This window comes from Ventrimonas sp., assembly GCF_048380235.1.
Lineage (GTDB): Bacteria > Bacillota > Clostridia > Lachnospirales > Lachnospiraceae > Brotaphodocola.
In genome coordinates, this window is sequence record NZ_DBFCCJ010000014.1 from 35,799 (window position 1) to 52,117 (window position 16,319).

The 16,319-nt window shown below is 49.3% G+C and carries 11 protein-coding genes; 1 reads left to right on the forward strand and 10 read right to left on the reverse strand.

Annotation, left to right across the window (positions count from 1 at the left end; translation table 11 throughout):
* Nucleotides 1-32: 32 nt before the first annotated feature.
* Together ACMP1L_RS02105 and ileS are read right to left on the reverse strand one after the other, a co-directional pair.
* Nucleotides 33-2,489, reverse strand: a complete 2,457-nt coding sequence (locus ACMP1L_RS02105; RefSeq protein WP_177303531.1) for a glycogen/starch/alpha-glucan phosphorylase — start codon at nt 2,487-2,489, stop codon at nt 33-35.
* An 84-nt stretch (nt 2,490-2,573) separates the two neighbouring features.
* Nucleotides 2,574-5,765 carry an isoleucine--tRNA ligase gene (ileS, locus tag ACMP1L_RS02110; RefSeq protein WP_418451879.1) on the reverse strand — a complete coding sequence of 1,064 codons (3,192 nt, stop codon included), beginning with the start codon at nt 5,763-5,765 and terminating at the stop codon, nt 2,574-2,576.
* Nucleotides 5,766-6,294: 529 nt separating this feature from the next.
* Here ileS and ACMP1L_RS02115 point away from each other — a divergent pair.
* Nucleotides 6,295-7,755 carry a nicotinate phosphoribosyltransferase gene (locus ACMP1L_RS02115; RefSeq protein ID WP_418451880.1) on the forward strand — a complete coding sequence of 487 codons (1,461 nt, stop codon included), beginning with the start codon at nt 6,295-6,297 and terminating at the stop codon, nt 7,753-7,755.
* A 569-nt stretch (nt 7,756-8,324) separates the two neighbouring features.
* On the opposite strand, the gene ACMP1L_RS02120 is transcribed toward ACMP1L_RS02115, so the two are convergent.
* Genes ACMP1L_RS02120 through ACMP1L_RS02155 form a run of 8 tightly spaced genes read right to left on the reverse strand, consistent with a single transcriptional unit; the run spans nt 8,325 to nt 16,233 of the window.
* Nucleotides 8,325-8,867, reverse strand: a complete 543-nt coding sequence (locus tag ACMP1L_RS02120; protein WP_418451881.1) for a Holliday junction resolvase RecU — start codon at nt 8,865-8,867, stop codon at nt 8,325-8,327.
* Nucleotide 8,868: 1 nt separating this feature from the next.
* Nucleotides 8,869-9,843, reverse strand: coding sequence for an RluA family pseudouridine synthase (locus ACMP1L_RS02125; protein ID WP_418451882.1), 975 nt, complete (start codon nt 9,841-9,843; stop codon nt 8,869-8,871).
* Nucleotides 9,844-9,868: 25 nt separating this feature from the next.
* Nucleotides 9,869-10,435: an O-linked GlcNAc transferase-like protein gene (locus ACMP1L_RS02130; protein WP_177303664.1), complete on the reverse strand. Its 567-nt coding sequence runs from the start codon at nt 10,433-10,435 to the stop codon at nt 9,869-9,871.
* A gap of 39 nt (nt 10,436-10,474) precedes the next feature.
* Nucleotides 10,475-11,251 (reverse strand): SDR family NAD(P)-dependent oxidoreductase, encoded by a 777-nt coding sequence (locus tag ACMP1L_RS02135; RefSeq protein WP_243025898.1) that lies wholly within the window; start codon nt 11,249-11,251, stop codon nt 10,475-10,477.
* A 32-nt stretch (nt 11,252-11,283) separates the two neighbouring features.
* Nucleotides 11,284-13,269, reverse strand: coding sequence for a YgiQ family radical SAM protein (locus tag ACMP1L_RS02140; RefSeq protein ID WP_418451883.1), 1,986 nt, complete (start codon nt 13,267-13,269; stop codon nt 11,284-11,286).
* 15 nt (nt 13,270-13,284) lie between these two features.
* The gene (locus ACMP1L_RS02145; RefSeq protein WP_418451884.1) at nt 13,285-13,995 is read right to left on the reverse strand and encodes an HAD family hydrolase; all 711 of its coding nucleotides are present in this window, start codon (nt 13,993-13,995) and stop codon (nt 13,285-13,287) included.
* A 49-nt stretch (nt 13,996-14,044) separates the two neighbouring features.
* The gene (locus tag ACMP1L_RS02150) at nt 14,045-14,824 is read right to left on the reverse strand and encodes a pseudouridine synthase (RefSeq protein ID WP_418451885.1); all 780 of its coding nucleotides are present in this window, start codon (nt 14,822-14,824) and stop codon (nt 14,045-14,047) included.
* Nucleotides 14,824-16,233, reverse strand: coding sequence for an RsmF rRNA methyltransferase first C-terminal domain-containing protein (locus ACMP1L_RS02155; protein WP_418451886.1), 1,410 nt, complete (start codon nt 16,231-16,233; stop codon nt 14,824-14,826). The genes ACMP1L_RS02150 and ACMP1L_RS02155 overlap by 1 nt, the downstream gene beginning before the upstream one ends.
* Nucleotides 16,234-16,319: the final 86 nt, after the last annotated feature.

Sequence of the window (16,319 nt, forward strand, 5' to 3'; positions counted from 1 at the left end):
TGGGCCTGCATGCGTTTTATTCCGTCAGGCTATTACAGTTCAACCTTCACCTTATCCAGATGCCAGATATCTTTCACGTACTCCTCGATGGTACGGTCAGAGCTGAACTTACCGCTGCATGCGGTGTTGAGCATAGCTGCCTTTGCCCACCACTGCTCGTCACGGTATGCTTCATCTACACGCTTCTGCGCATCTGCATACATCCGGAAATCCTTCAGGATAAAGTAGGTGTCAGCGCGGTCACTGCTTAAAGTGTTCAGCAGGGAGTTATAGATATCGCGGAACAGTTCCGGATCATATGGTGCATAGTAGCCGTTAATAAGCTGCATCAGCACACGGCGGATATCCTGGTCATTGTTGAAGATCTGCATTGGATCATAGCTGTGGTCATGCTCCATGCGGATGATATCATCAGAGGACGTACCGAAGATGAACGCATTTTCTGCGCCAACCTCTTCTACGATCTCCACGTTTGCACCGTCCATGGTTCCCACAGTAAGGGCGCCGTTTAACATGAACTTCATATTTCCGGTACCGGATGCCTCTTTACTTGCGGTAGAGATCTGCTCGCTGACATCGGCTGCAGCGAAGATGATCTCTGCATTGGATACACGGTAGTCTTCAATGAAAACAACCTTCAATTTTCCGTTAATAGACTTATCGTTGTTGATCACATCTGCAACGGAATTAATCAGCTTGATCGTCAGTTTTGCGCGCTTATATCCTGCTGCTGCCTTAGCACCGAAGATGAAGGTTCTAGGAACCATATCCAGGTTCGGATTGTCTTTCAGCTGGTTGTACAGATACATCACATGCAGAATGTTCATAAGCTGACGTTTGTACTCGTGCAGTCTCTTAACCTGAACATCGAAAATGGAACGTGGATCCACATCAATGCCGTTGTGCTCCTTGATGTATTTTGCCAGACGCACCTTATTCTGATATTTGATATTCATGAATTCGTGCTGGCACTTCTCATCATCCACATACAACTTTAACTTGCTGATAGCGGAAAGGTCTGTAATCCACTCGTCACCGATCTTGTCCGTGATCCAGTCTGCCAGAAGCGGGTTTGCGTGAAGCAGGAAACGTCTCTGGGTAATGCCGTTGGTCTTATTATTGAACTTCTGCGGCATCATCTCATAAAAGTCTTTTAACTCCTGCTTCTCCAGGATCTCGGTATGCAGTCTTGCTACACCGTTCACAGAGAAACTACCCGCGATCGCCATGTGTGCCATCTTGACCTGACCATCATAGATGATAGCCATCTTCGCAATCTTTTCCTGGTTTCCCGGGTATTTCTTCTGGATTTCAAGGAGGAAGCGGCGGTTGATCTCCTCTACAATCTGGTAGATACGCGGAAGCAGTCTGGAGAACAGCTCGATCGGCCATTTTTCAAGGGCCTCGGCCATGATGGTATGGTTGGTGTAAGCGCAGGTCTTTGTTGTGACATCCCATGCCTCTTCCCAGGTTAAGTTATAGTCATCCAGAAGGATTCTCATGAGTTCTGCAACAGCTACGGTCGGATGGGTATCATTTAACTGGAATACGTTCTTCTCATAGAACTTGCGGATATCTTCATGCTTCTCCATGTATTTGCTTACAGCACGCTGTACACTTGCGGAAATGAAGAAGTACTGCTGTTTTAAGCGCAGCTCCTTGCCGGCATAGTGATTATCATTTGGATAAAGCACATCACAGATGGTCTTGGCCAGGTTTTCCTGCTCCACAGCCTTCTGATAATCACCTTTATCGAAGGAATCCAGGTTGAAGGTGTTGATCGGCTGTGCATCCCAGATCCGCAGCGTATTGACAACATTGTTGCCATAGCCTACGATCGGCAGGTCATACGGAACAGCCATAACAGACTGATAGCCCTCCTGAACGAAATGTTCTCTTCCGTTCTCCCAGACAGTGCGCACATAACCGCCGAATTTGACCTCGGTTGCGTACTCGGAGCGGCGTACCTCAAAGGGGTTGCCGTCCTTTAACCAGTTATCCGGCACCTCGACCTGATAACCGTTTTCAATTTTCTGTTTGAACATACCATAGTGGTAACGGATGCCGCAGCCGTATGCCGGGTATCCGAGAGTTGCAAGGGAATCCAGGAAGCATGCTGCAAGACGTCCCAGACCACCGTTTCCCAGAGCCGCATCCGGCTCCTGGTCCTCAATCACGTTTAAGTCGAAGCCAAGCTCATCGAGAGCCTCACGGACTTCCTGTCTTGCACGGATATTGATGATATTGTTGCCCAGCGCGCGCCCCATTAAGAACTCCATGGAAAGATAGTAAACGGTCTTTACATCCTTCTTTTCGTATTCCTTGTGGGTTGCGATCCACTCGTCAATAATGACATCTTTAACCGCATAGGCTACTGCCTGGAACACCTGATTCGGGGTAGCCTCATCAATGGTGCGGCGATACAGATTTTTAACATTATCAACCACGCTCTTCTTAAATATTTCTTTGTCAAACCCTTTGTTTGCCATAACTGCCATACTGGATCTCCTCTCCTCAGTTACAGTCTGCCGGAAAGGCCCCTCTGCGGGGCCCGGGCACATGCTATGCATGTGCTATTTCTGGCAGCTGTCATCTGTTGCTTTTTCAACACCCAACATTCCGGTCTCACCGTTAATATTCCACTCTTTTGCGTATCCACCCATCTGTCCAAGGAAAATGTGATCGGCAAGTACTTCACCTTTCATGGTGTCTGCATATTTCTTAAAGATATCAGCAATCTTGTCATTGTTATCCTGATATACATTAATATGATCGGTAACCTCAAATCCTGCTTCTTTTCGCATGGTCTGGATCTTACTTACCAGCTCACGGACAAAACCTTCTTCCAGAAGTTCCGGAGTCAGGTGAGTGTCCAGGGCTACCGTTACGTAATTATCCCCCTCTGATACATAGCCCTCGGTCTGAGCCATCTCGATCAACAGATCATCTTCGGTCAGCACTACCAGTTCGCCGCCGAAATCAAACTTCAGTGCCCCATCTGCCTTCAGGGTGTCCATAGCGGCATTGCCGTCGATCTCAGACAGAGCCTTGCGGATGTTGCCAAGCTGCTTGCCGTACTTCGGTCCGACGGTCTTAAGCTGCGGCTTGAAGCTGTAGGATGTGAAGTTTCTGACATCGTCTACGAATTCTACGCTCTTGACATTTAACTCATCCTCAATGATCTCTACATAGAAGTCGGACAGCTTGTTCTCTGCCTTGACATACATCTTGCCAATCGGCTGACGGTTCTTAATGTTTGCGGTATTTCTTGCTGCTCGGCCGAATACAACAATCTTTAAGACCTCATCCATATCGGACTCCAGCTGCTTGTCGATCATTGTTTCATCCACTGCCGGGAAATCACACAGATGGATGCTCTCCGGAGCGGTCTTGTCGATGCTTCTGACCAGATTCTGGTAGATATCCTCAGTCATGAACGGGATCATCGGAGCCGCTGCCTTGGCTACCGTTACCAGTGCAGTGTACAGTGCCATATAGGCATTGATCTTATCCTGCTCCATGCCCTTTGCCCAGAAACGCTCACGGCTTCTTCTTACATACCAGTTACTCATGTCATCTACGAAATCCTGAAGTGCTCTTGCAGCCTCCGGGATGCGGTAGTTTGCCAGGTTGTCATCCACGTCTTTCACCATGGAGTTTAACTTGGACAGAAGCCATTTATCCATAACCGGAAGTTTGTCGTACTCCAGAGTATACTTGGTTGGATCGAAATTATCAATATTGGCGTACAGCACGAAGAACGCATAGGTGTTCCACAGAGTACCCATGAACTTTCTCTGGCCTTCCTGTACGGCTTTGCCATGGAAACGGTTTGGCAGCCACGGTGCGCTGTTGATGTAGAAGTACCAGCGAATAGCGTCTGCACCGTAGGTTTCCAGAGCGTCGAACGGATCGACTGCGTTGCCCTTGGATTTACTCATTTTCTGGCCGTTCTCATCCTGTACATGGCCCAGAACGATAACGTTCTTGTACGGAGCTTTGTTGAAGATCAGGGTAGAGATTGCCAGCAGGGAATAGAACCATCCACGTGTCTGGTCTACTGCCTCGGAGATGAAATCTGCCGGAAACTGCTTCTCAAAGAGTTCCTTATTCTCAAACGGATAATGATGCTGTGCGAACGGCATGGAACCGGAATCGAACCAGCAGTCGATTACCTCCGGTACACGATGCATCTGCTTACCACACTGCGGACAGGTGATGGTGACATCATCGATGAACGGACGATGCAGCTCTACATCGCCATTAGCCTCTTCATCCATCTCTTTTGCATATTTCTTTACAACATCCGCATAGTTCGGGCTCATGGACTTCAACTCTGCCTGGCTTCCGATGGAATGCTGACAGCCACACTCACACTCCCAGATATTAAGCGGGGTGCCCCAGTAACGGTTACGGCTTACGCCCCAGTCCTGAACGTTCTCCAGCCAGTCACCGAAGCGTCCCTTGCCGATGCTCTCTGGAATCCAGTTGATGGTATTGTTGTTGCGGATCAGGTCATCCTTCACAGCAGTCATCTTGATAAACCAGGACTCTCTTGCGTAGTAAATGAGCGGGGTATCACATCTCCAGCAGTGCGGATAGCTGTGCTCAAAATTCGGTGCTGAGAATAACAGGCCCTTCTCATCCAGTGCCTTTAATACCAGCGGATCCGCCTTCTTCACAAATACGCCTTCCCATGGAGTCTCTTTGGTCATTTCACCCTTTGCGTCTACTAACTGCACAAACGGAAGGTCATACTTTCTTCCGACCTTGGAGTCGTCCTCACCGAATGCCGGGGCAATGTGTACCACACCGGTACCATCGGTCAGCGTTACGTAGGTATCGCAGACAACGTAGAATGCTTTCTTTTTCTGCTTCTCACAGATTGCTGTTGCACAGTCAAACAGCGGCTCGTACTCTTTGTACTCCAGATCTTTGCCTTTGTATCTCTCCAGTACAGTATACTCACCTTCCAGGACAGTATCACAAAGTGCTTCTGCCAGGTAATAGGTGTAATCACCGTTCTTTACCTTAACGTAGGTCTCGTTCGGGTTTACGCAGAGTGCCACATTGGACGGCAGGGTCCACGGAGTAGTGGTCCATGCCAGGATGTAAGCATCCTCACCCTTAACTTTAAAGCGTGCGATCGCGGAACGCTCTTTGACATCTTTATAGCCCTGAGCTACCTCATGGGAGGAAAGCGGGGTGCCGCAGCGCGGGCAGTAAGGAACGATCTTGAATCCTTTGTACAGAAGTCCCTTCTCCCAGATCTGTTTTAATGCCCACCACTCAGACTCAATGAAGTCATTGTGATAGGTAACATACGGATTGTCCATATCTGCCCAGAAGCCAACGGTGCCGGAAAATTTCTCCCACATGCCTTTGTATTTCCAGACACTCTCTTTACAGTGCTCGATGAACGGCTCAAGGCCATACTGCTCGATCTGCTCCTTGCCATCCAGGCCAAGCATCTTCTCTACTTCCAGCTCAACCGGGAGTCCGTGGGTATCCCAGCCTGCCTTACGCGGAACCATGCAGCCTTTCATGGTGCGGTAACGCGGGATCATATCTTTGATAACACGGGTCAGTACGTGGCCGATATGAGGCTTGCCGTTTGCGGTAGGCGGGCCATCGTAGAAGGTGTAGGTCGGACCCTCTTTGCGGGAATCCATACTTTTCTGGAAGATGTGCTCATCATCCCAGAACTTTTCAATTTTTTTCTCTCGCTCTACAAAATTCATATTTGTAGGTACTTTCTCATACATGCTTTTCTTTGCCTCCAATCTTTGACGCATGCAGCGGGAATCCTGTGTAACATTTCATAGGAAAACTTCCTATAAATAAAAAAAGCCGCTCCCTGCAAACAGGAAACGACACTTCTTGCCACTTTTGACCACCTATTACTGCATACAAACATATGAGTTCCGGTTAACGGCGGAATACCGGCTGGACTTACTGCGATTATAAAAATCGGTTCGGCCTGCGGCTCAGGAGTGATTTTCGACTGCTGCCTTACTTGCACCGGGCTTCCACCACCCCCGGCTCGCTCCTGCATTCCGCCTATTTGCACGTTCTGCTCTTACGTTCTTTGCAGCGCTACTGTCTCCGTCATAGCCTTTTTGATATTACATTCTTTTTCATTATATTAATATGACTGAGAATTGTCAAGGTTTCTGCCATCACTCCATTTGTTAAATTCATGTCAAATACATTGTTTTTTGTGAAAACCGATGGTATACTACTATTGTTTTACACAAATTTAACGAAAATTCCAGAACCAGAAGGAGAACCGGCATGAGTGAACGTAACCTTACCCTGCTCACAGACTTTTACGAGCTGACTATGATGCAGGGCTATTTTAAAGAAAAAGATGCAAATGAAACTGTTATTTTCGACGCATTTTACAGAAATAACCCTGTAGGCTCCGGCTATTCGATCTGTGCTGGCTTAGACCAGGTGATCGACTACGTAAAGAACCTGCACTTTGATGAAGATGACGTTGACTATTTACGTACCACCGGTATGTTTGAGGAAGATTTCCTCGACTATCTCCGCCATTTCCATTTTAGCGGCGATATTTATGCCATTCCGGAAGGAAGCGTCGTATTCCCAAGGGAACCGCTTGTAAAGATCATTGCTCCGATCATGGAGGCTCAGCTTATTGAAACCGCTCTCTTAAACATCATCAACCACCAGTCCCTGATTGCTACCAAGGCAGCACGCGTGGTCTACGCAGCCCAGGGTGATGGTGTCATGGAATTTGGCCTGCGCCGCGCACAGGGGCCGGATGCCGGCATCTATGGTGCCCGCGCTGCCATGATTGCCGGATGCATCGGCACCTCCAATGTTCTCTGCGGCAAGATGTTTGATGTTCCGGTCAAAGGCACCCACGCTCACAGCTGGATCATGAGCTTCCCGGATGAACTGACCGCATTCCGTACTTACGCAAAGCTGTATCCGAGCGCCTGCATTCTTCTGGTCGACACTTACGATACTTTAAATTCCGGCATTCCAAACGCCATCAAGGTATTTAAGGAAATGCGCGAGGCCGGCATTCCGCTCACCTTCTACGGAATCCGCTTAGACAGCGGCGATCTAGCTTACCTGTCAAAGAAAGCCAAGAAAATGTTAGACGCAGCCGGATTCCCGGATGCGGTCATCTCCGCTTCCAATGATCTGGATGAGACCCTGATCTCCTCCCTGAAACTGCAGGGCGCAGCCATCAACTCCTGGGGTGTCGGCACCAACCTGATCACATCCAAAGACTGCCCGTCCTTCGGCGGTGTGTACAAGCTGGCTGCGATTCAGGATAAGGCAACCGGAACATTCATTCCTAAGATCAAGCTGTCCGAGAATGCTGAGAAGATCACCAACCCGGGCAACAAGACTATTCGCCGTATCTATGACAAGGAAAATGGAAAGATCATCGCAGACCTGATCTGCCTGGTCGATGAAGAGTACGACACCGATCAGCCGCTCCTGCTCTTCGATCCGAAGGAAACCTGGAAAAAGACCCTTCTTGCTCCCGGCACCTACACCATGCGCGAAATGATGATTCCGGTATTCTTAAAAGGAAAATGTGTATATGAATCCCCGAAGGTGATGGATATCCAGAAATACTGCAAGAGCGAGCTTGCAACACTTTGGGAAGAATCCCTGCGACTGGAATATCCGCACCGGGTACACGTAGATCTGTCTAAGCCGCTGTGGGATATGAAAAACGAATTACTGGACAGCTATCACTATCACAAATAACAATATAATGAATAATCAATAGAGTCCGAAGGTTCGGTCAGACCATACAGAATAAGCAGATGCTGTGAAATTTTGTACTTCATTCGGTCTGGCGCTATGCTCGCTCATGAATCTGCGAACGCGTCACTGGCGCGTTCTTGATATGCAATGCAAGAAAATTCCAACGCATCTGCTTATTCTGTATGGTCTGACCGAACCTTCTACTGTACTGGTTATTCTACGATATTAATAAATGCAACCAGAACGTTACTGACGAAAGCCTGTAAATCTGGCTTTTATCTAATAGTAGCGTTCTGGCTGCGTTTTCTTTTTGTGGCAGAGTTAATATGGGCTGTAGCCGCTATTTTTCATAGCGAAGCCAATACAGCAGGAAGTGAATGAGACCACCTTCCGGGATTTTCAGCATATCAGGTGTTTGCATCTTGAGCACGCACGTCCGAATGTGGCGGATGTTAATCCGACACAGGTGAACGCGTGTTAGCGAGAGCAAGCAAACAACGATATGTGAAAATAGAGGAAGGCGGTCTCTTTCACTTCCGGACCTTTATTCAGCTTTGTAACTCAAATTTTTATTGTGCGGTATCCCTCTCCGTGAGATCTTTCTGTATCGTCTCCAGATAATGCACCAGGATATCCCGGCTGGCGCGGATCTGATAGGTTTTGTCGATTTCGTCGTAGGTGAAGCTTTTGCGTCCGCCTGCTTCCATGCGTTTCCAGAACTTTTCCAGATCTCGGAAGGGGATGTAGTACATCTCATCCAGCGCGGTGAAATGCAGGATGATAAAGGCAATGCCGCCCTGCTCCTCGAATTCCTTCATAAACCGGATCTGGTGTTCGTGGACGTTCTGAAGCGGAAATGTCTTTACTGCACATTCCTTTGCGTCAAAGCAGACCGGGATACCCTGTACGGCACCGATATAGTCCACTGTACTTTTCTGATCAAAGTAGGCCAGGGTGATATGGCGGGTGGACTTTTCGATGGTGATGGGAGTGATGGGGGTCGGGATTTTCTGAATCAGGGCCAGCTTTTTCTCCCGGTAAATCTCATTGGTGTGGTTGATCATGTCCTCCAGCGTGGAACCGCGCAGTCCCCGGCTTTTCCAGGTACCCATATCAGCGCACTCCCTCCGGCAGACTGCCGAGAACTCTGGTAAACTCCCCCGGCAGCGGAGCTGTAAAGCTTTTTCCGCTCAAATGCGCCAGCGGCTCTTCCATCTGCGGGAATACCAGCTTCCAGGAATGGAGCATCTGGGAATGAATATGGTACTGGCGTTTTGCCTCCTCATTGACCTTCGGATTGCCGTACTTCATATCTCCCACGATCGGATGACCGATGGATGCCAGATGGGCGCGGATCTGATGGGTACGCCCGGTGATCAGCGTTACTTTGAGAAGCGTATAGGAACCCGTCTCCATCAGTGGCTCATATTCCGTGCAGATGGGCGCACTGTCCGGAAGTTCTCTCTGGCTGATGGTTACCTGGTTTGTCTTTTCATCCTTCTTTAAGAATCCCTCGATTCGCTTCTTCTCCCGCACAGAACCGGAAACCACACAGAGATAATACTTATGCAGGGAGCGGTCTTTGAACATGGCGGAGAGCTTCTGCAGGCCCGCCAGGGAGCATCCCGCTGCCACCAGGCCGCTGGTGTTGCGGTCCAGGCGGTTACATACGGAGGGACGGAAGCTTCGCAGATCTTCCTTTGTCAGCTTTCCGGAATCCAGCAGATGGTCGATCAGGTATTCCACCAGAGACTCATCCTGTTCTTTTGCCTTCTGGGACAGCATGCCGGACGGCTTATTGATCAGGACTACATGCTCATCCTCATAAATAATATGAAGCTTTGTCTTTTTTACCTTCTGAACCTTTACTTCCGAGAATTTCTCTATGGTTTCATCTGCCAGAAACAACTTGATTTCATCGCCCTCGGCAAGCTTTTCGGAACCATCACATTTCTTACCGTTCAGCACAATGTTTTTTTTGCGCATCATCTTGTAAAGAAATCCCTTCCCGGCCAGATTCAGATATTTCGCCAGCAGCTTATCCAGGCGCTGTCCGGCTTCATTTTTATTTACCATTATGGATCTCATGGAAAAGGCCCTCCTTTGTATTTACTTACATGGACAGATTTTTCATCAGCGCTGCTGCATAAGCCACCACACCGTCATCCTCGTATTCGGAAGCTGGTTTTAAGCTGTCGAGTCTGCGGAAGAATGCATGGGGATCCCGGATCAGTTTCACATTGGGATCCAGCTTGTTTGCTTGAAACAGCGCGTTAACCGCTTTCTCTGCTTTGGAAAGATCCGTTTTTTCATTGCTGCAGAAAGCAAAGACCCCGTTCGGGTGCACAGCCACAGCGTCTAACGGAAGGATCTGTTCCTTTGTGGTGACAATGAGATCATACAGCATGGTGCATTTTCCCTCGTAGGCACGCGCTTTCTCGTAGAAGGCACGCTCAGATGTGCGGTACTTTAAGGATGCAAGAAGCGGGGATGCCAGGTTCGCCATGGGTAGCACAGTTAAAATAGCCATAACGGTCAGGATATTTTTTGCAGCCTGTTCGGATGCCAGCTGTCTCGCGATCAGCTGCGCAATAATGGCAACCGCAAACAGGCCGGTCAGAAGTGCCCGGGATTTTTTATGCTGATCCCGGTATCCGTACTGTCCTTTTCTGATTTTCATACTTGTTTATCTCCTCTTTATTGCTGTAAAATTCCTGATCTATTCCGAAAACAGCAGGGAAAGAATTACATCATGCGGTAATATCTTTGCCAGCACGAAGAAGGCTTTCATGAAAAACCCATATACAGACACGGTTTTTCCCATCATGCTGTCGCGCAGTGCCTTTTTCACTACCTTTTTGGGATCTGCCATGACCAGACGCTTGTAAAGCGGAATCTCACCTGTAGTCTCGGCAATGTCAAAAAATTCCGTTTTGACAGGACCCGGGCAGACTGCCGTTACACAGATCTGTCGTGGTTTCAGCTCCATAGCCAGAGCACGGCTGTAGCTCAGCACAAAAGCCTTTGTGGCTGCATATACGGCAAACCGCGGCTGCGGCAGAAAGGCAGCTGCGGAGGCAAACTGCAGAATGCGGCTGTTTTTTGACATATAAGGAAGCACCAAACGCGTGACTGCAGTCAGCGCCCGGCAGTTTACATCGATCATGCCCGTTTCTTCATCCAGCTGCAGATCCTCCGTACAGCCGATTTTTCCGAATCCGGCTCCATTTACCAGGATCTTTACCTCCGGATCTTCCCATTCCAGCTTTTCCTCCAGTTCTGCGAAAGCCAGCTCCTCCTGAAGATCCAGTTCCAGTACTCTTAACGGAACCGGTACTTTCCCTGCCAGCTTATCCAGCCGTCGGCCCCTTCTTGCAATCACCCAGATTTCCTCAAGCCCGGCAAAACGATCGGCAAGCTGGATCACGCATTCCCGTCCCATACCGGATGATGCGCCTGTCACTATGGCAATTTTTTTCTTCCCTGTTCTCATCATGCACTCTCCCGAGATTCAAGTCTGTTTTACGTTTATTTTTTCTTATGAACATTCCGGATCGGTTTTTTCTTTGCTGGTCTTGAAGCTTCTGATTTGCCTGTTCCGACTGGCTTTCCTGCATTGCGGAATGCTGCTGCACCGTTTCCGGCCACTTTTTTTCCTACAGGAGAAGCAGCGCCTGACTTCTGTCCCTGGCGGGATCCGTTTGGTGCCCAGGACATCTCCCTCGGACGGATCAGGCATTTTTTATCGAACCCGATCAGATCCGTGCGTCCGGCCTTGATCAGGGCTTCTTTGACCAGATCATAGTTTTTCGGATTCCGGTACTGGATCAAGGCGCGCTGCATCGCCTTTTCATGGGGATTATGCGGCGTATAAACCTCTTCCATGGTACGAGGGTCCAGTCCGGTGTAATACATACAGGTAGACAGCGTGGACGGAGTCGGATAGAAATCCTGTACCTGCTCCGGCATATAACCAAGATCACGCAGGTATTCCGCCAGTTCTACGGCTTCCTTTAAGGTAGAGCCCGGATGGGAGGACATCAGATACGGAACAAGGTACTGCTCTTTTCCGATCTTTTTGTTCATCTCCTTATATTCTCTGACAAACTGCATATAGACCGAATTCTGTGGTTTTCCCATACGCTTTAATACCGCATCGGCCACATGCTCCGGTGCAACCTTCAGCTGCCCGCTGACATGGTACTCACAGAGCTCCCTTAAGAATGCACGGTTTTTATCAGCCAGCACATAGTCGAAACGGATACCGGAACGGATAAATACCTTCTTTACCTTAGGAATAGACCGCAGCTTGCGCAGCAGGGAAATGTAATCACTGTGATCAGCACGGATATTCTTACATGGCTCCGGGAACAGGCACTGACGGTTCGGGCAGGCGCCCTTGGTCAGCTGCTTTTCGCAGGCCGGAAAACGGAAATTGGCAGTCGGGCCGCCTACATCGTGGATATAACCCTTAAAATCGGGCTCCTCCGTCAAAAGCTTCGCTTCTTCCACCAGAGACTCATGGCTTCTTGCCTGAATAATGCGGCCCTGATGGAAGGTCAGCGCACAGAAGCTGCAGGCTCCAAAGCAGCCACGGTTGCTGATCAGGCTGAATTTGATTTCCCGGATGGCCGGAATACCGCCATCTGCTTCGTAACACGGATGGTAATTTCTCATGTAAGGAAGCGCATAGACCTCATCCATCTCTTCCTGGGTCAGCGGCTTGGCCGGCGGATTCTGAACCACGAATTCTTTTCCGTAATACGGCTCAACCAGTCGCTTCCCAAGCACCGGATCGGTATTGCTGTACTGGACAAAGAAGCTCTTTGCATAAACTCTTTTATCGTCTTTCAGCTCCTGGTAGTCCGGCAGCATCTCATAATCATATACAATATCCAGATTTCTGGTTTTAAACACAGTTCCGTCAATAAATGTGATATCTTTGATATCAATTCCGCTGTTTAAGGCATCGGCAATCTCAACGATGGAATGCTCTCCCATTCCATAGGAAATCAGGTCTGCCTGGGAATCCAGAAGGATGGAACGTTTCAGCTTGTTGGACCAGTAATCATAATGTGCCAGACGGCGCAGGCTGGCTTCAATGCCTCCGATGATGATGGCGGCATCCTTGTACACAGAACGGATCAGATTGCAGTAGACAACCGTTGCGTAATCCGGACGTTTGCCCATCACGCCGCCAGGTGTATAGGAATCCTGCTGTCTGCGCTTCTTGGAAACAGAATAATGGTTTACCATGGAATCCATGTTTCCGGCCGATACCAGAAATCCTAGACGCGGTTTTCCTAAGATTTGGATGCTTTCCGGATCTTTCCAGTCCGGCTGGGCAATGATGCCCACTTTGTAGCCGCGGGCTTCCAGAAGACGGCTGATGATGGCCGGGCCAAAGGATGGATGATCGACATAGGCATCACCCGACACGTAGACAAAATCACACGCATCCCAGCCGCGCCGATCCATATCTTCCCGGCAGACCGGCAAATAATCATGTATCATAATCTTCGATTCTCCTTATTCTGTATCAAACAGTTCGTTGTAATCATCAATGTAAAAATCGGCAAGTTCCATCTTTTCTTCACGCATTCCGGTGGAAAATGCGTCCTCCACGCCACAGACTCTCATACCGGCCCGCTTGCCTGCCAGGATCCCGGCGGGGACATCCTCGAATACCATGCAGCGGGACGGTTCTGCCTGGAGACGCCTTGCGACTTCCAGATAAATATCCGGCGCCGGTTTTCCGGCTGCCACCTCACACGCGGTTGCGATGACCTGAAAAAAGGGACGGATCTGCAAGGATTCAAGCACAACGTCTACCATATCACGGCCGTTGCTGGTGGCAATGCCTGCTTTTTTGCCGGTTTGCTCCAGATACTGCAAAAGGCGCAAGGCCCCAGGCTTTAAGGGAACTTCATTCCGATATTTTTCAATGCTCATCCGGATCCAGTCTGCTTTGATCGCATTGATGGAATCCGGGATCTGAAAACGGTGCTTGAAATACTCTGCCGTTTCCGAAAAGCTCATACCCTCAATGATCTTCTGAAGATCCGGCGGACAGCTGAGGCCAAAACGGCCCAGATATTCGATATCGATTTCCTTCCACATCCACATGGAGTCTACCAGTGTTCCATCTAAATCAAATAATACGGCATCAGAAGCCTGCAAAGCCGCTCTGGCAGCCTTTCCTGAGCTGTAGTTTTTGTTCTGTGTTATATTCTGATTCATAAACGGGTTCCTTTGTTTTCTATCATTCATTGCGGCAAAGCAGCAAATGCTATTTTCCAAGCAGATCCAGCTCCTCCTGCGTCAGCATACGGTACTCACCTGGCCTTAGCTTCGGATCCAGCTTCAGACTTCCCATGGACAGTCGCTTTAAAAATACCACTTGGCAGCCAAGTGCCTCAAACATGCGTTTTACCTGGTGAAACTTTCCTTCCTGAATAGTCAGCAGGATTTCTGCACCTTCAGGTCTGTCTGCTGCTGTGGCATCCTGGAAAGTTTCTGATGCCTTTGTGCACGTTTCATCATTCCATTGCTTTAAAATCTCCAGTTTTCCAGGCATAACCGGGGTACCATCCGTTAATGTCAGTCCGGCTGCCATCTGCTCCACTGCCGTTTCCGGCAATGCGCCTTCGATCCGGGCAAAATAAACTTTATCGACATGTTTGCCCGGCGCCAGAAGCCGGTGGGTCAGATCTCCGTCATTCGTCAGGAGTAACAGTCCTTCGGTATCAATATCCAGACGTCCGACCGGAAACAGATCGCTGCGGTTTTCGCCGCTTAAAAGATCAATAACTGTCTTATGGCGTTTATCCTCTGTAGCGGAAATGACTCCCTGGGGTTTGTAAAGCATGATATATTCCATAGCCCGGTAGCTGACCGGCTGACTGTCAAAGGTCACCTCGTCGGTTTCCGGGTCAATCTTTCGCTCTGTTTTCTTCTCCGGCACACCATTTACCTGAATACGGCCTTTTTTCGCCGCGTCCTTGATCTGGGTTCGGCTGCCTTTGTTCATCTCGACCAGATACTTGTCGAGTCTTATTAATTTTGCCATTACTGCCACCGCCATCCTGGATAATATTTATTTTTAAAATTGCTTCCGGTATATTTGGCCCAGCCAAGTGGATAACCATCCACCCCGATCAGCACCCAGCCTTTTTTAAGACCGGATGCCTCCTCCGGCGTTGGAAACACAGTTTCGCCTTTCAGATAGCGGATCGTCCGGTCATCCTCTGCAGGCAAGGATACGGTCTGGGAAAACTCCTTCATCGGAAGTGCCATGGCAGCCGCCTGAGACGGTTCAAACCGGTTCTTCTTCCACTCACCAAGGAGCAGGCCGGTTCGCAGATAGCGCAGATTCCAGCTTCGGTCAAAACACTTTGGCAGGTAATAGACCATGCCATCCCGTACCATGATGCGGCTGTGATCGAGAGCCTGTGTCAGCATAGCTTCCCACTGGCCGAAATCACTCTCCTGTTCCAGACGATGCACCTGTGCAGAATCCTTTCCGGATGCAGCCCCCGATCCGTTGTCAGAGCCGATATTGCCTGACAATTTGCCTCCGTCCGGGGCCTGTGCGTCTTTTTTCCGAAGAAGCGCAAGAAAATGACCCTCTCCCTCGATCTTATGCGGAAACAGGCGGATAACCTGCATGCCGTCAAAACCGCCGCAGGCACCTTCCCAGGGCTCGATCGGAACCAGTTCCAGATCCGGCTCTTCTTCCAGGATCCACTGAATGGTGTCTTCATCTTCCAGCTTCGCAAAGGTGCAGGTAGAATAAAGCAGCATGCCGCCTGGCTTTAACATCGCTGCAGCAGATTTTAAGATCTGGCGCTGAATCGGTGCGTAATATTCCGGCCCGCGCTCCAGCCAGCTCTTGATGAGATCCGGGTCTTTCCGGAACATGCCTTCCCCGGAACAGGGGGCATCCACCAGGATTTTATCGAAATACGGGCCAAATACGGAGGCCAGCTTTTCCGGTGTCTCACTGGTAACGCAGATATTCGGAATTCCAAACAGCTCCAGATTTTTCAGCAGCGCCTTGGCCCGGGAGTTGCTGATATCATTGGAAACCAGCAGTCCCTCTCCCTGAAGCCTTGCTCCAAGCTCTGTGCTTTTGCCTCCAGGTGCAGCGCAAAGATCCAGTACTTTATCATCCGGACAGACCGGTAAAACAGCCGCAGGTGCCATGGCACTTGGTTCCTGAAGATAATAAAGACCTGCATAATAATAAGGATGGCGGGATGCCTTTGCATCCTCTCCGATATAATAACCGTTTTTGGTCCACGCCACCCGTCGCAGAGTAAATGGCGACAGCATACCTTCCCATTCGTCAGTATGTGTTTTCAATGTATTAAAGCGAAGTCCGGCAAGCGGCTTTTTATCATAGCTTTCCAGCCATGCATCGTAATCTGTTCCTAACAGCAGCTTCATCTGCTCCAGGAATGTCTCTGGTAACTGCATAAATATCCTTCCTCTGTATTCTGGCATAATTAAGTTCAGTATAGCATAATTTAGTGCAAGTGAAAACCGGTTTCTAAGGAGGCTGC

Coding starts and splice junctions, on each gene's coding strand:
- ileS (WP_418451879.1), bottom strand. CDS start 5,765: ATGTATGAGAAAGTACCTACAAATATGAATTTTGTAGAGCGAGAGAAA.
- ACMP1L_RS02145 (WP_418451884.1), bottom strand. CDS start 13,995: ATGAATCAGAATATAACACAGAACAAAAACTACAGCTCAGGAAAGGCT.
- ACMP1L_RS02105 (WP_177303531.1), bottom strand. CDS start 2,489: ATGGCAAACAAAGGGTTTGACAAAGAAATATTTAAGAAGAGCGTGGTT.
- ACMP1L_RS02125 (WP_418451882.1), bottom strand. CDS start 9,843: ATGAGATCCATAATGGTAAATAAAAATGAAGCCGGACAGCGCCTGGAT.
- ACMP1L_RS02130 (WP_177303664.1), bottom strand. CDS start 10,435: ATGAAAATCAGAAAAGGACAGTACGGATACCGGGATCAGCATAAAAAA.
- ACMP1L_RS02140 (WP_418451883.1), bottom strand. CDS start 13,269: ATGATACATGATTATTTGCCGGTCTGCCGGGAAGATATGGATCGGCGC.
- ACMP1L_RS02115 (WP_418451880.1), top strand. CDS start 6,295: ATGAGTGAACGTAACCTTACCCTGCTCACAGACTTTTACGAGCTGACT.
- ACMP1L_RS02150 (WP_418451885.1), bottom strand. CDS start 14,824: ATGGCAAAATTAATAAGACTCGACAAGTATCTGGTCGAGATGAACAAA.
- ACMP1L_RS02155 (WP_418451886.1), bottom strand. CDS start 16,233: ATGCAGTTACCAGAGACATTCCTGGAGCAGATGAAGCTGCTGTTAGGA.
- ACMP1L_RS02135 (WP_243025898.1), bottom strand. CDS start 11,251: ATGATGAGAACAGGGAAGAAAAAAATTGCCATAGTGACAGGCGCATCA.
- ACMP1L_RS02120 (WP_418451881.1), bottom strand. CDS start 8,867: ATGGGTACCTGGAAAAGCCGGGGACTGCGCGGTTCCACGCTGGAGGAC.